General features: G+C 66.2%; 10 protein-coding genes and 1 tRNA gene. 4 read left to right on the plus strand and 7 right to left on the minus strand.

Annotated elements, in window-relative coordinates; genetic code table 11:
* Positions 1–55 precede the first annotated feature (55 nt).
* The gene (gene aceE / locus GOOTI_RS06150) at positions 56–2944 is read right to left on the minus strand and encodes a pyruvate dehydrogenase (acetyl-transferring), homodimeric type (RefSeq protein ID WP_039993623.1); all 2889 of its coding nucleotides are present in this window, start codon (positions 2942–2944) and stop codon (positions 56–58) included.
* Positions 2945–3238: 294 nt separating this feature from the next.
* On the opposite strand from aceE, the gene GOOTI_RS06155 reads away from it, so the two are divergent.
* From GOOTI_RS06155 to GOOTI_RS06165, 3 genes are all read left to right on the plus strand, one after another.
* A complete protein-coding gene (locus GOOTI_RS06155; RefSeq protein ID WP_007237705.1) occupies positions 3239–3829 on the plus strand; it encodes an Rv2240c family protein in 591 nt (196 codons plus the stop codon).
* A gap of 136 nt (positions 3830–3965) precedes the next feature.
* Positions 3966–4403, plus strand: coding sequence for a DUF3052 domain-containing protein (locus GOOTI_RS06160; protein ID WP_007237706.1), 438 nt, complete (start codon positions 3966–3968; stop codon positions 4401–4403).
* Positions 4400–4954 carry a peroxiredoxin gene (locus tag GOOTI_RS06165; RefSeq protein ID WP_007237707.1) on the plus strand — a complete coding sequence of 185 codons (555 nt, stop codon included), beginning with the start codon at positions 4400–4402 and terminating at the stop codon, positions 4952–4954. Before GOOTI_RS06160 ends, GOOTI_RS06165 begins: the two co-directional genes overlap by 4 nt.
* A 20-nt stretch (positions 4955–4974) precedes the next feature.
* Here GOOTI_RS06165 and glgX read toward each other — a convergent pair whose 3' ends face one another.
* On the minus strand, positions 4975–7095 hold the full coding sequence (glgX, locus tag GOOTI_RS06170; protein ID WP_007237708.1) for a glycogen debranching protein GlgX: 2121 nt from the start codon (positions 7093–7095) through the stop codon (positions 4975–4977).
* 155 nt (positions 7096–7250) lie between these two features.
* Here glgX and GOOTI_RS06175 point away from each other — a divergent pair, with 155 nt between their 5' ends.
* Complete coding sequence (locus tag GOOTI_RS06175; protein ID WP_007237709.1) at positions 7251–8126, plus strand: aldo/keto reductase; 876 nt, start codon at positions 7251–7253, stop codon at positions 8124–8126.
* 64 nt (positions 8127–8190) lie between these two features.
* Here GOOTI_RS06175 and GOOTI_RS06180 read toward each other — a convergent pair whose 3' ends face one another.
* From GOOTI_RS06180 to GOOTI_RS06200, 5 genes are all read right to left on the minus strand, one after another.
* Positions 8191–9102, minus strand: coding sequence for a GmrSD restriction endonuclease domain-containing protein (locus GOOTI_RS06180; RefSeq protein ID WP_007237710.1), 912 nt, complete (start codon positions 9100–9102; stop codon positions 8191–8193).
* 76 nt (positions 9103–9178) lie between these two features.
* Positions 9179–9250, minus strand: a tRNA-Val gene (locus GOOTI_RS06185).
* Between the two features lie 147 nt (positions 9251–9397).
* Entirely contained in the window at positions 9398–10111 is a 714-nt protein-coding gene (locus tag GOOTI_RS06190) for a CPBP family intramembrane glutamic endopeptidase (RefSeq protein WP_007237711.1), read from the minus strand.
* Positions 10111–11211 carry an SDR family NAD(P)-dependent oxidoreductase gene (locus GOOTI_RS06195; RefSeq protein ID WP_007237712.1) on the minus strand — a complete coding sequence of 367 codons (1101 nt, stop codon included), beginning with the start codon at positions 11209–11211 and terminating at the stop codon, positions 10111–10113. The genes GOOTI_RS06190 and GOOTI_RS06195 overlap by 1 nt, the downstream gene beginning before the upstream one ends.
* A 106-nt stretch (positions 11212–11317) precedes the next feature.
* Complete coding sequence (locus GOOTI_RS06200) at positions 11318–12286, minus strand: helix-turn-helix transcriptional regulator (protein ID WP_039993580.1); 969 nt, start codon at positions 12284–12286, stop codon at positions 11318–11320.
* Positions 12287–12298: the final 12 nt, after the last annotated feature.

Below are 12298 nucleotides of genomic sequence, written 5' to 3' on the forward strand. Positions count from 1 at the left end.
GGTGATGTCGGCCCCCGACGGCGGACGGGTTGTCCGCCGTCGAGGCGGGCGACGCTCAGGCGCTGCCGGTGTCGGCGTAGGACACTGCGGCCGCGTGGACGTCGGTGATCTGGTACTTGTCCGCGGCTTGCGCGGCCGTCGAGAACGGTATGTTGCCGTCACGCGCCAGCCCGACCAGGGTCGCGACCACGATCGACTCGGCATCGACGTTGAACACCCGACGTGCTGCCGGCCGCGTGTCGGAGAATCCGAATCCGTCCGTGCCGAGTGTCAGATAGGTCCCTGGCACGTAAGCGCGGATCTGCTCCTGGACGCCGCGCATGTAGTCACTCACCGCGATCGACGGGCCGACGGTATCTGCAAGCACCTCGGTCAGGTACGGCTGCGGGTGCGTGACGCCGGGTTCGCGAACGACGTTGCGGTCGAACGCGATGCCGTCGCGGGCCAGTTCTCCCCACGACGTCACGGAGTAGACATTCGCTCCGACTCCCCACTCGTCGGCCAGGAGCTGAGCGGCCTTCAATGCGTCGGGCATCGTCACGCCCGAGACCAGGATGTTGGCGTAGAGACTCTTGTCCGACGGTGCCTGCTGGTAGAGGTAGATGCCCTTGAGCACGCCGGCGACGTCGAGGTTCTCAGGTTGTGCCGGCTGCGAGATCGGCTCGTTGTAGACCGTCAGGTAGTAGTAGATGTTCTCCGGTTCCTCGCCGTACATCCGGCGCAAGCCGTCGTCGACGATGTGCGCGAGCTCGTAGGCGAACGCCGGATCGTAGGAGACCACCCCGGGGTTCGTGGCCGCGAGCAGCGGGGAATGCCCGTCGGCGTGTTGGAGTCCCTCGCCGGTCAGCGTCGTACGGCCTGCCGTCGCGCCGATGATGAACCCGCGGGCCATCTGATCGGCCGCCGCCCAGAAGCTGTCGCCGGTGCGCTGGAAACCGAACATCGAATAGAAGATGTACAGCGGGATCATCGGCTCGTTGTGCGTTGCATACGACGTGCCGACAGCAGTGAACGACGCCGCCGATCCGGCCTCGTTGATGCCCTCGTGCAGGATCTGACCTTCTGGGCTCTCCCGGTAGGCGAGCATCAGGTCGGCGTCGACAGAGGTGTAGAGCTGGCCGAACGGGTTGTAGATCTTCAGTGTCGGGAACCAGGAGTCCATCCCGAACGTACGCGCCTCATCCGGGATGATCGGCACGATTCGGCCACCGATCTCTTTGTCGCGCAACAGATCTTTGAAAACGCGGACCAGTGCCATCGTGGTGGCGACCTGCTGCTTGCCCGATCCCTTGGCCATCGTCTGCAGCATCCGTCCGGTATCGGCCTTGAGTGCCTTCGGCGCTGTGTGTCGGTTGGGCATGAACCCGCCGAGCGCGTTTCGTCGCTCGATCATGTACTCGATCTCGGGTGCGTCGGATCCCGGCGTGTAGTACGGCGGCAGGTAGGGATCGGCTTCGAGTGTTTCGTCGCTGATCGGGATCTCGGTGTGGTCGCGGAACGCCTTGAGATCGTCGAGGGTCAGCTTCTTCATCTGGTGGGTGGCGTTACGGCCCTCGAAGTGCGGACCGAGCGTGTAGCCCTTGATCGTGTGCGCGAGGATGACGGTCGGTTGACCCTTGTGCGCCATCGCTGCCGCGTAAGCGGCGTACACCTTGCGGTAGTCGTGTCCGCCGCGGTGGAGATTCCAGATCTGATCGTCGGACCAGTCTTTGACCAGTTCCTTGGTGCGGGGATCACGGTTGAAGAAGTGCTCGCGGATGTAGGCGCCGTCGTTGGCGCGGAATGTCTGGAAGTCGCCGTCTGCGGTCGCATTCATCAGATTGACCAGCGCGCCGTCCTTGTCGTTGTGGAACAGCGCATCCCACTCGCGGCCCCAGACGACCTTGATGACATTCCATCCCGCACCGCGGAAGAACGACTCGAGTTCCTGGATGATCTTGCCGTTGCCGCGCACGGGACCGTCGAGTCGCTGCAGATTGCAGTTGACCACGAAGGTGAGGTTGTCCAGCGCATTGGTGGCGGCCAGCTGCAGGAGCCCGCGCGACTCCGGCTCGTCCATCTCACCGTCGCCGAGGAATGCCCAGACATGCTGGTCGGAGGTGTCCTTGATGCCGCGGTGGTGCAGATACTGGTTGAAACGAGCCTGGTAGATGGCGTTCATCGGACCCAGGCCCATGGAGACGGTCGGGAACTGCCAGAAGTCGGGCATGAGACGGGGGTGCGGATACGAGGGCAACCCGCCGCCGAGGCCTGCGTGACTGTGTTCCTGGCGGAAGCCGTCCAAGCGGTCGGCACTGATCCTGCCGACCAGGAAGGCGCGCGCGTAGATCCCGGGCGATGCATGTCCCTGGATGAAGACCTGGTCGCCGCCACCGGGATGGTCGAGTCCGCGGAAGAAGTGGTTGTAACCCACCTCGTAGAGCGACGCCGACGATGCGTACGTCGAGATGTGACCGCCGACGCCCACACCCGGCCGCTGCGCCCGATGCACCATGATCGCGGCGTTCCAGCGAATGTAGTTGCGGAACCGTCGCTCGATCTCCTCGTCACCGGGGAAGTACGGCTCGTTCTCGGTCGCGATGGTGTTGACGTAGTCGGTCGAGGTCAGCGCCGGAATCGATACTCGGTTCTCACCCGCGCGTTCGAGTAGGCGGAGCATCAGGTAGCGCGCGCGTGCAGGACCTTGTTCCTCGACGAGCTTGTCGAATGACTCCAGCCATTCGCTGGTTTCCTCGGGGTCGTTGTCGGGAAGATACGACGCGACGCCTTCACGGATGACGCGTACCCCGGCGTTCTGCTGGCTGCCCTGCTGGTTCGACTCTGGCCGGTCGGTCGGCGCGGCTTCGGTCGCGCTCGCGACGCCGGTGCTGTCGGTGCTGGCTGCCTGTTCGGTCACGGTGATGCCCACTCCTACGTTCGGCCGGGACACGGTGGTGCTCGGCATGACGACAATTGGCGACGAGGTGCGTTGGGTGTGTGCAGACTCCATCGTCCACCTCACATCGTGCCCCATGTCACGTGTATTGGCACCGGTCACCCACTGTCGTGTGGGGGATTCGCTTCCCACCTGCGGTAGCGTTTCGGTGTTTGGTGCCAGAAGGTGGAGCGGCGTCGGGGGAACGGCCGTAGGGGAGACATGACGAGACGAACGGCGCGACGGATGATCGGCGCGGGACACAGACGGGGTCGGCGTGGTCCGACAGAGGCCCCTCGTGGACCGATCGCCCGTGCGACGGGGATGTCTCTGACGTTGATCGCGGCGACGACGCTGCTGATCCTGCAGGGCTGTTCTTCTGTGCAGGGCAGTGCCGGACCGGGCCCGGGCGAGGCGGCGGCCTACCAATCAGAACTGTCGACGTCGCGGGCGGCGCAATCGGCGAAGGCGGGTGCCGAACTCTGCGGCGAGTCGACGAAGGCGATGGTGGTGATGCTGCGCGGGTACAACGCGTTCATCGCGGGGTTGAACGCGAAGCAGTCCTACGACAAGATCGGCGATCTCGGCGACAGGGCCCGTGCCGCGCTCATCGCGGGAACGGACATGGTCCGACCGAAACAGACCGCCGAGGTGCCGGATGATCTGGCAGGCGTCGTCGCGTCGTTCGTTGCGAGTAGTGGCGCCCTGGGGGATGTGATCGGGCGTCGTCAGACCGCAGGACTCAATGCGGCATCGACGACGTGGACCGATGACAGGAGATCGGTTCTCGACGTGTGCCGCACCTACCTGCCCGCGCCGCCTGCGACCTCCGCCGTCCAGACGCCGACTTCGAGCTCGCCGAGTGACCCGAATCGCCAGACTCCGAGCGCGCCGTCGCCCACACCAACCCGGTGAGTGTCACCACGTGCGTCGAACGTGTCGATGTTGGTGCGTAGAGTCTCCTCGTGTTGCACTGAGGTCCATTACGCTGTCCCCTAAGCTGAGAAGCGCAATGAGATCTGACAACGTACCCGTAGGAGGTCGACACGCGGTGGTAGCCGCCACAGGGGGCAATGGCTCCGAGGGCAGCAACGCCCAGAAACTCGGGTTCGCGCCCGGAATGGTGGTGCAGGAGCTCGGTTGGGACGAGGACACCGACGACGATCTGCGCGCCGATATCGAGGACGCGATCGACGCCGAGATGCTCGATGAGGATGCGATCGACGTGGTCGACGTCGTATGGCTGTGGTGGCGGGACGACGACGGCGATCTGGTGGATCGCCTGATGGACGCCATCACACCGCTCTCCGACGAGGGGTACGTCTGGGTCGTGTCGCCCAAGACCGGCAATCCCGGGTACGTCGATCCGAGTGACATCGCCGAGGCCGCCCCGACAGCGGGACTCACCCAGACCAACGTCGTGAGTCTTGGTGAGTGGTCGGGTTCGCGACTGGTGCAACCGAAGGCCCGGCCCGGAAAGCGGGCATGAGCGACGACTCGACCCCCGAGGTGTCGACGGTTACTCGTGCCTCGGATTCATCGGTCGCCGACCTTTCGTCCCAGCGATCGCGCTGCGTGTTGTCGGTCGGCTCTCTCGCACCGGATTTCGAGCTACGCGACCAGAACAACCAGCGGGTCCGTCTGTCGCAGATGCTCGGCGACCGTCAGGTGTTGATCGTCTTCTTCCCACTCGCATTCACCGGCACCTGTCAGGGTGAGCTCGGGTTCATCCGCGACCACTATCACCGTTTCGTCAACGACGACGTCGCTGTCGTCACTATCTCGGTCGGACCACCACCGACCCACAAGGTGTGGTCGGCGGCGCAGGGCTTTCTGTTCCCGATCCTGTCCGACTTCTGGCCACATGGCGAGATCGCACGGGCCTACGGGGTGTTCGACGAGAAACGCGGGTTCGCGCAGCGCGGTACGTTCCTCGTCGGGCGCGACGGCCGAATCGTGTTCTGCGACATCGTCGGGCCCGGTGAGGCGAGAACCGAATCCCATTGGGAGATCGCACTCGGCGCGGTCGCTGCTCAGTGACCCGCGCCGCGCCCGCTTCACTACGAGGTGGCGCTGCGCAGGACGACGACCGATCGTGCTCGCACGTGACACCGCTCGGCGACGAGGGTTGACGGTGCGTCGGGAGCGAAGGTGTCTACGACGACGCTCCACCGGTGTTGTGCGAGATGGGGTGCGAGGGTCACGTCGATTCCGTGCCACCAGCCGTTGAACAGTACGACGAAGAGGTTGTCGGCCAGAGTTCTCGTCGCGCCCGAGGATTCGGGTGGTGCGACCGCCCACACGAGCGCTCGCGCGCGCGGGTTCCGCCAGTCGTCGTCGGTCATCGCCGTGCCGTCGGGTGTGAACCAGTCGGGAGTGTCGGCGCGTGCGACCGCTGCTCTGCACAGCGCGCTGTGCCCGTGGCGCAGCGCGATGAGGTCGCGTGTGAAAGCGATCAGGTTCTCGTCGCCCGAGGTCCAGTCGAACCAGCTGATCTCGTTGTCCTGGCAGTAGGGGTTGTTGTTGCCGCGTTGGGTGCGTCCGCGTTCGTCCCCACCGAGCAGCATCGGTGTGCCTGCGGAGAGCAACAGGGTTGCGAGCATCGCGCGTGCTTGCCGACGGCGCAACGCGACGATCGCGGGGTCGCTGGCCGGTCCCTCGGCACCGCAGTTCCACGATCGATTGTCGTCAGTGCCGTCGGAGTTGTGGAAACCGTTGGCCTCGTTGTGTGTACGGTCGTAGGAGACGAGGTCGCGCAGCGTGAAGCCGTCGTGCGATGTCACATAGTTGACCGACGCCGCGCGGCGTCGGTCAACTATGTGTGGGTCATGGGTGCGGCCACCGAACACGTCGGCCGAGCCGGTCAGGCGACGGGCCAGAGGGGCGAGCATGCCCTCGTGGCTGCGCCAGTAGTCACGAACGCAGTCGCGGTAGCGGTCGTTCCACTCGCCCCACTCCGGACCGAACGCTCCGAGTTGGTGACTGTCGTTGCGGCCCACATCCCACGGCTCCGCGATCAACCGCACCCGGGACAGGATCTCATCCTGGCCGAGCACCCGCAGGAACGTCGCCGCCGGGTCGAAGGTGCCGCCATCGTGCTCGACCCCGCGCCGGGCAAGCGTCGGCGCGAGGTCGAACCGGAAGCCGTCGACTCCCAGCGACACCCAGTAGCGCAGCGAGTCAGTGACCATACGCAACGTGGTCGGATGGGTCACCGCAACGGAGTTGCGGCATCCGGTGGTGTCGACGTACGAACCGTCCTCGGGGTCGAGGACGTAGTACGCGCGATTGTCAAGTCCGCGGTGGCACAGGGTCGGGCCCGAGCCGTCGCCCTCGGCGGTGTGGTTGTAGACGACGTCGAGGATCACCTCGATCCCGCCCTCGTGCAGGGCGTCGACCATGTCGCGGAACTCGGCGACCGTCTCGGCACCGCGCCCTGCGCGTTCGGCGGCCGAGTAGTCGTTGTGCGGTGCGAAGAAGCCGATGGTGTTGTAACCCCAGTAGTTCGTCAGATGGTGCGAGACGAGTTCGGGTTCGGCAACGCTGCGATGTACGGGCAGGAGTTCGACCGCATTCACGCCGAGCGAGCAGAGGTAGTCGATCGCCGCGGGATGTGCGAGCCCGGCGAACGTACCTCGCAGATCGTCGGGTATGTCCGGGTGCGTCATGGTGAATCCGCGTACGTGCAGCTCGTAGATCACCAGTTCGGACGCTGGCCGTCGCGGACCCGCAGTCACTGCGGGCCGGCGACGCGGGCCGGGTGGGAGTGGATCGACGACGACGCTGCGCGGGACGAACGGGGCCGAGTCGAGCGTGCTGGGCATCTCGGGGGCGTCGACGTCGTGGTCGAGGACTGCGTCGCAGTACTCCACCCCGCCGACGATGCGCCGGGCATAGGGATCGAGGAGGAGCTTGGTCGGGGTGTAGCGCAGCCCACGGTCGGGTGCAAAGGGACCGTCGACCCGGAACCCATAGCGGGTCCCTGCGCGCACACCCTCGACGAACCCGTGCCATACATCGACCTCGCGCCCGGGAAGCGCGAGGCGTGTCTCCGCACCGGCGTCGTCGAAGAGGCAGAGCCACACCGCGTCTCCGCCTGAGCTCACCGCGAAGTTGGTGCCCCGGTCGGTGACGGTTGCTCCGAGTGTCGACGGGTCCCCGGGTCGGATGGTCCCGGTCATCGGGATCCCTTCTCGTCGAATGAGCGCGGTGGGGGGCGCGTGCGCGGAAGTCGCTGACGGTGACGATACGTCAGACCGGCCTTGGTCGTGGTGCTCGCAGGTTGCGCCGCGACGAAGGCCCGCTGTGCCGGAGTGGTCTCTGGTACACCGGACACATGAGCGCTCCTCTGATCGAACTCAATTCAGGTGTCGAGATCCCGCAGCTCGGGTTGGGCGTATGGCAGGCGACGTCGGACGAGGCGGAGCAGGCGGTCCGTTTCGCGATCGACGAGGCCCACTATCGGCATATCGACACGGCGGCGGCCTACGGGAACGAGGCGGGTGTCGGAGAAGGTATCGCGTCGTCGTCGGTGCTGCGGGCGGACGTCTTCCTCACGACCAAACTGTGGAACGCCGACCACGGCTACGAGCGCGCGCTCGCGGCCGTCGACACCAGCCTGCGGACACTGGGCACCGACTACGTGGACCTGTATCTGATCCACTGGCCGCTGCAGGACCGAGATCAGCTGATGCGAACCTGGGACGCGATGGAGAAGATCCTCGCCGACGGCAAAGCGCATTCGATCGGGGTGTGCAACTTCGAACCGCACCACCTGCAGGCGCTCATCGATCGAGGTGGGGTGCTCCCCGCTGTCGACCAGGTGGAACTGCACCCGCACCTGCAGCAGCGTGAACTCCGGGAGTTCGCGGGGGAGCACGGAATTGCGATCGAGTCCTGGAGTCCGCTCGGTGGAACGTCCGGATCGGGGTGGGGGCCGAATTCCAAACCCAACACGGTCTTGTCGGATCCGACCATCGGCGACATCGCCGCCAAGTACGGGCGCTCACCCGCCCAGATCGTCATCGCGTGGCACATCAGGTCAGGCCTGATCGTGATCCCCAAGTCGGTGCATGACGACCGGATCAAGCAGAACATCAGCGTGTTCGATTTCGAACTCGACGACGAGGACATGGAGCGGATCGCATCGCTCGACAGTGGTGAGCGGGTCGGTATGCATCCCGACGACATGAACCTCGACGCGCCGAGTTGATTCGAGCGGTCGTCGAGCGTCTATCGCTGACGGAGCGGCCTGTGCGCTCAGCTGGTGTGCGAACTCACTCGCACGCGATGCCGTCGCCGTCACGGTCGAGGCGCGTCGAGTACCCGGGCTGCCCGCGCCGAAGCGGGGCGGCGCCCGCGGCGCGTGCCTGTGAGCAGTTCGCATATGCCACGCTCGACGGCCCCGGTTGCGACTGCTGGGGAGCCGGGGCGATTGGCCGCGGCGCTGGGGTGGCGGGAGCGGCATCGGGTGCATCACAGTTCGACAGGATGCGGATCATCGCCTGTTTCTCGGCCGCAGTCACCCAGAGGTGATAGACGGCCTTGACCTGGATCTGCCGCTCGACGTAGGTGCATCGGTACGCCTTGTTCGGTGGCAGCCACGTCGCTGCGTCGCCTGCCCCCTTGGCCTGATTGGTCGGCCCGTCGGTGGCCTGCAGATTGCGCGGATCGTTCGCCAGATTCCGACGCTGCTCAGCCGAGAGTCGTTGCGCGCCCTTCTGCCACGCGTCGGACAGCGCCACGACATGGTCGATCTGCACCTTCGACGACGTGCTGGTGCCCCGCGTGAACGGAATCGACGTGCCCGTGTACGGATCGTCGAGCGTGCCGGACATCACGACGCAGCCGTGGGTGTTCGGTTTGAGTACGACGTCGGTCAGGTCTCGTCGGAGGATGTCGTTGCGGGTATCGCAGCCGTTGTGCCCATCGGCGACCGTGACGTCGTCGGACCATGCCTGTCCGAACTGCGAACGCGAGTACCCCGTCTTCGGTGCGCGTCCTTTCACCTGAAGAGTGTCGAGCGTCGTCCGTGCACTCGAGGCCGCGACCTGTGACGGGGCGGCTGGTGCCGGCGCAGCCCAGGCGGTCCCGGCCTCGGCGGCGGGCAGTACGGTCCCTGCCACGGCAACGGTCACCGCGACGGGCCATGCGAAGTCGATACGACGGGAACCGCGTCTGTTCAGCATGAGCGAAACGTATCAGGCCCCACCGACAGTCTTCGTGGTGCGCAGGAATTCCTATGCGGGGGAAGGAAGAGGTGAGTGCGCGCAAAGGGATTCGAACCCCTGACCGCTGGTGTGTAAGACCAGAGCTCTACCGCTGAGCTATACGCGCTCGACGCGTCACCATCGAGGCCGCGCGTCAACACACGAATCTAGCCGGTCGGTCGGTCGGAACCCAAACCGCGGCGGTGCCGATGGTCTGCGACCCACATGTTCTCGCTGCCCGGCGACGTCAGTCCCGTTCGGTTGCGTCGCATACTCAGTTGAAGATCGGCGGCAGTGCGAACAGCACGATCGTCGACCACACGACATGGGTGCAGACCGGCGCGACGATGCCGCCCGTGCAGCGGCGCAGCACCGCGCACAGGCTGCCGAGCAGTATGGCCGCGAACCCGAGCATCACGTTTCCGCTGGCCAGTGTCGCGATGACGTAGACGACCGTCGACACGAGGATGGGATGGTAGGGCCGTACGGCCGAGTACACGGCGCCACGGAAGAACAGTTCCTCGGCTGCACCGTTGATGAGGGTGATCGCCGTGACGACGCCGATGCTGCCGTAGTCGGCGAACGCGAGGACCTGGCTGACGAGATCGCTGAGCGGGGGGATCAGGCGGGTGAGGAAAGCGCCGACGACGAAGACCGCACCCAGCGCGGCTCCGGCGATCACCCCGAGCCAGACCGCGTTCGACACCGATCCCGCAGAGCCGTCGAGGGAGAACCGACCGGCGGGGAGCGGGCCGGTGACCACGGCGCCGACGATCCAGGTCGCGGCGAGGCCGAGTGTGAGCGGGTAGAACGCGGTATCGCCCGGAGTGACCGACAGCGACACCCCGAGCAGGGCGGCGCCGAGGAGAACGAAGGCCAGTACGCCGAGACGACGTCGAGTCGAGTACAGCGGAGCGTCGATGTTGCGGTCGACGGAGACGGCGTCGCGGAGCCGCGCCACCGACGGCGGCAGGGACGTCGTCGCCATCAGGTGAGAAGTCGTCCGAGTATGCGGCGACCGATGAGCGCGACACCCGCGGCCGTCCCGACCACTCCCACGAGAGCGCCGACGGCTGTGCGGCGCGCGCGTAACCAGTCTCCGCCTGCCCAGTCGGGATCGGTGTCGGCGAGGTGGTGCAGATCGGCCAGTTCCGAGACCGGACGAGGGTACGGGGAACCGACGGCCGAGCGGATGGCCTCACGCATGGGCGTCAGTCCGCCCGCGGGAGCGGGCACGAACTCCTGGATGCGGTGCTCTGAGGCACGCATCGGGTAGCGCAGGGAGGTGACCAGCTCTTCGGTGAGAGATGCCGGGGCGGGAGTGACGATGCCCCCGACCTTACCTGCCAGCCGCGTGGGGATCGACGGGAGCGGGATGCGCGCACGTGGCATCCGGATCGCGCGCAGGTACTCGTCGAGAATCGAGCGATAGACCCCGGTATCGGGGCCCGCGATGTCATACGAACCGGCGGGAAGCGAGGGATCGGCTGCCGCGACGAGGTAGTGGATCACGTCGCGGATGGAGATCGGGTCCATCGGATTGTCCATCCACCCCGGCTCGGGGATCACCGGGAATCGGTCGGCGAGGTAGCGCAGGATCTCGAACGACGTCGAGCCTGCACCGAGGATGACCGCCGCGCGCAACCACACGAGTTCTGCGCCGTCGTCGATGGCGAGCCCTTCACCGACGTCGGCGCGGCTGCGCAGATGTGCCGACATCTCGTCACCGTCGGGTACGAAACCGCCGAGGTAGATGATGCGCTTCACGCCGAGGTTGCGTGCCGCCTGAGCGACATTGCGCGCTGCGGCACGGTCGCCGTCGGCGAAATCGGCCTGCCCGATGCCGTGTACGAGGTAGTAGATCGCATCGACCGGCTGCCCGTCGGAGCTCGCGGCGTCGAGGGCGGCGCGCACCGAGTCGGCGTCGTTGACGTCCATGTCGACGGCGCTCACCTCGTCAGCCCATCCGTACTGCGCCAGTCGCTTCGGTGAGCGCGACGCGACGACGACGCCGTGGCCTTCGTCGAGAAGTGCTTGAACGAGTCGTGAGCCGACGTATCCCGTGGCGCCGGTTACCAATAGCCGCATTTGCGCAACGATAGCGAGCGCCGCAGGACGTGGCCCACTCGTGATTGCGTGGTCACGAGAACATCACGGTGATCTGTGCGTCGACGGGAGGGCACGCCGAGCGGCCTCAGGCGCGGCGGTAGCGCTCGGCCAGGTGCAGGTGTCGCTGGGCGACTGCGCGACACTCGTCACGCAGCGCGGGGGGCTCGAGAACGGAGAAGTCTGCGTCGAACGCATGCAGCCAGCGGGCGATGGAGGTGAGCGACGTGCTGTACAGGGTGAGATCACAACTCGATTGGTCGCCGAATTCTATTGTGCCCCAAGCATCGTCGACCATCGGCTCGACGACGTCGAGCGGTGCGTGCACCCGGACACGCGCGGTCGCTGCCCGGTAAGCCGCACCGAGACTGCGTGCCAGGTACGCGGCAGCGCCTCCTTCCGGCAGTTCGCGGGGTACGAAGCGCGCTCCGTTGGGGGTCTTCACCGTCATCCGGTCGACGCGAAATGAGCGCCAGTCGTCGCGATCGGGGTCCCAGGACACCAGATACCACCGAGAACCCCTGCGCACCAGACGGTATGGTTCCACCTCCCGGCGACTGACGGTGCCGTCGCGGCGCTGATACTCGAAGCGGAGGTGCTCGGCGCGATGGCATGCTGTCGCGATGTCGGACAGCACACCCGCGGCCACCTCCGTGTCGTTGCGTCCCAAGGGCAGGGAATCGAGGGTGAGGGCGTCGAGGCGGTGTCGCAGACGTGAGGGCATCACCTGTCGCAACTTGGCGAGCGCTCCGGCGGAGGCTTCCGTCATGTCGCTGACCGCGGCGCTGGTGATGGCATTGAGACCCAGTGCGACAGCGAGGACCTCTTGGTCGTCGAGCAGCAGCGGAGGCATCTCCGCTCCCGGTCCCAACCGGTAGCCGCCTCCCACGCCCACCGTCGAGTCGACCGGATATCCGAGGTCGCGCAGCTTGTCGACGTCGCGGCGCACCGTCCGCGTCGTGATGTTCAGGCGTTGCGCGAGGTCGTCGCCAGACCACTCCCGACGCAGCTGGAGCAGGGACAACAGTTGGAGGAGGCGAGCCGACGAATCGAGCATGTGCTCATTGTC

The organism is Gordonia otitidis NBRC 100426, from assembly GCF_000248075.1.
GTDB lineage: Bacteria > Actinomycetota > Actinomycetes > Mycobacteriales > Mycobacteriaceae > Gordonia > Gordonia otitidis.

Excerpts from the sequence above, each read along its gene's own strand:
- aceE (WP_039993623.1), bottom strand. The coding sequence starts at position 2,944 with ATGCCGAGCACCACCGTGTCCCGGCCGAACGTAGGAGTGGGCATCACC.
- GOOTI_RS06155 (WP_007237705.1), top strand. The coding sequence starts at position 3,239 with ATGTCTCTGACGTTGATCGCGGCGACGACGCTGCTGATCCTGCAGGGC.
- GOOTI_RS06165 (WP_007237707.1), top strand. The coding sequence starts at position 4,400 with ATGAGCGACGACTCGACCCCCGAGGTGTCGACGGTTACTCGTGCCTCG.
- glgX (WP_007237708.1), bottom strand. The coding sequence starts at position 7,095 with ATGACCGGGACCATCCGACCCGGGGACCCGTCGACACTCGGAGCAACC.
- GOOTI_RS06175 (WP_007237709.1), top strand. The coding sequence starts at position 7,251 with ATGAGCGCTCCTCTGATCGAACTCAATTCAGGTGTCGAGATCCCGCAG.
- GOOTI_RS06180 (WP_007237710.1), bottom strand. The coding sequence starts at position 9,102 with ATGCTGAACAGACGCGGTTCCCGTCGTATCGACTTCGCATGGCCCGTC.
- GOOTI_RS06190 (WP_007237711.1), bottom strand. The coding sequence starts at position 10,111 with ATGGCGACGACGTCCCTGCCGCCGTCGGTGGCGCGGCTCCGCGACGCC.
- GOOTI_RS06195 (WP_007237712.1), bottom strand. The coding sequence starts at position 11,211 with ATGCGGCTATTGGTAACCGGCGCCACGGGATACGTCGGCTCACGACTC.
- GOOTI_RS06200 (WP_039993580.1), bottom strand. The coding sequence starts at position 12,286 with ATGCTCGATTCGTCGGCTCGCCTCCTCCAACTGTTGTCCCTGCTCCAG.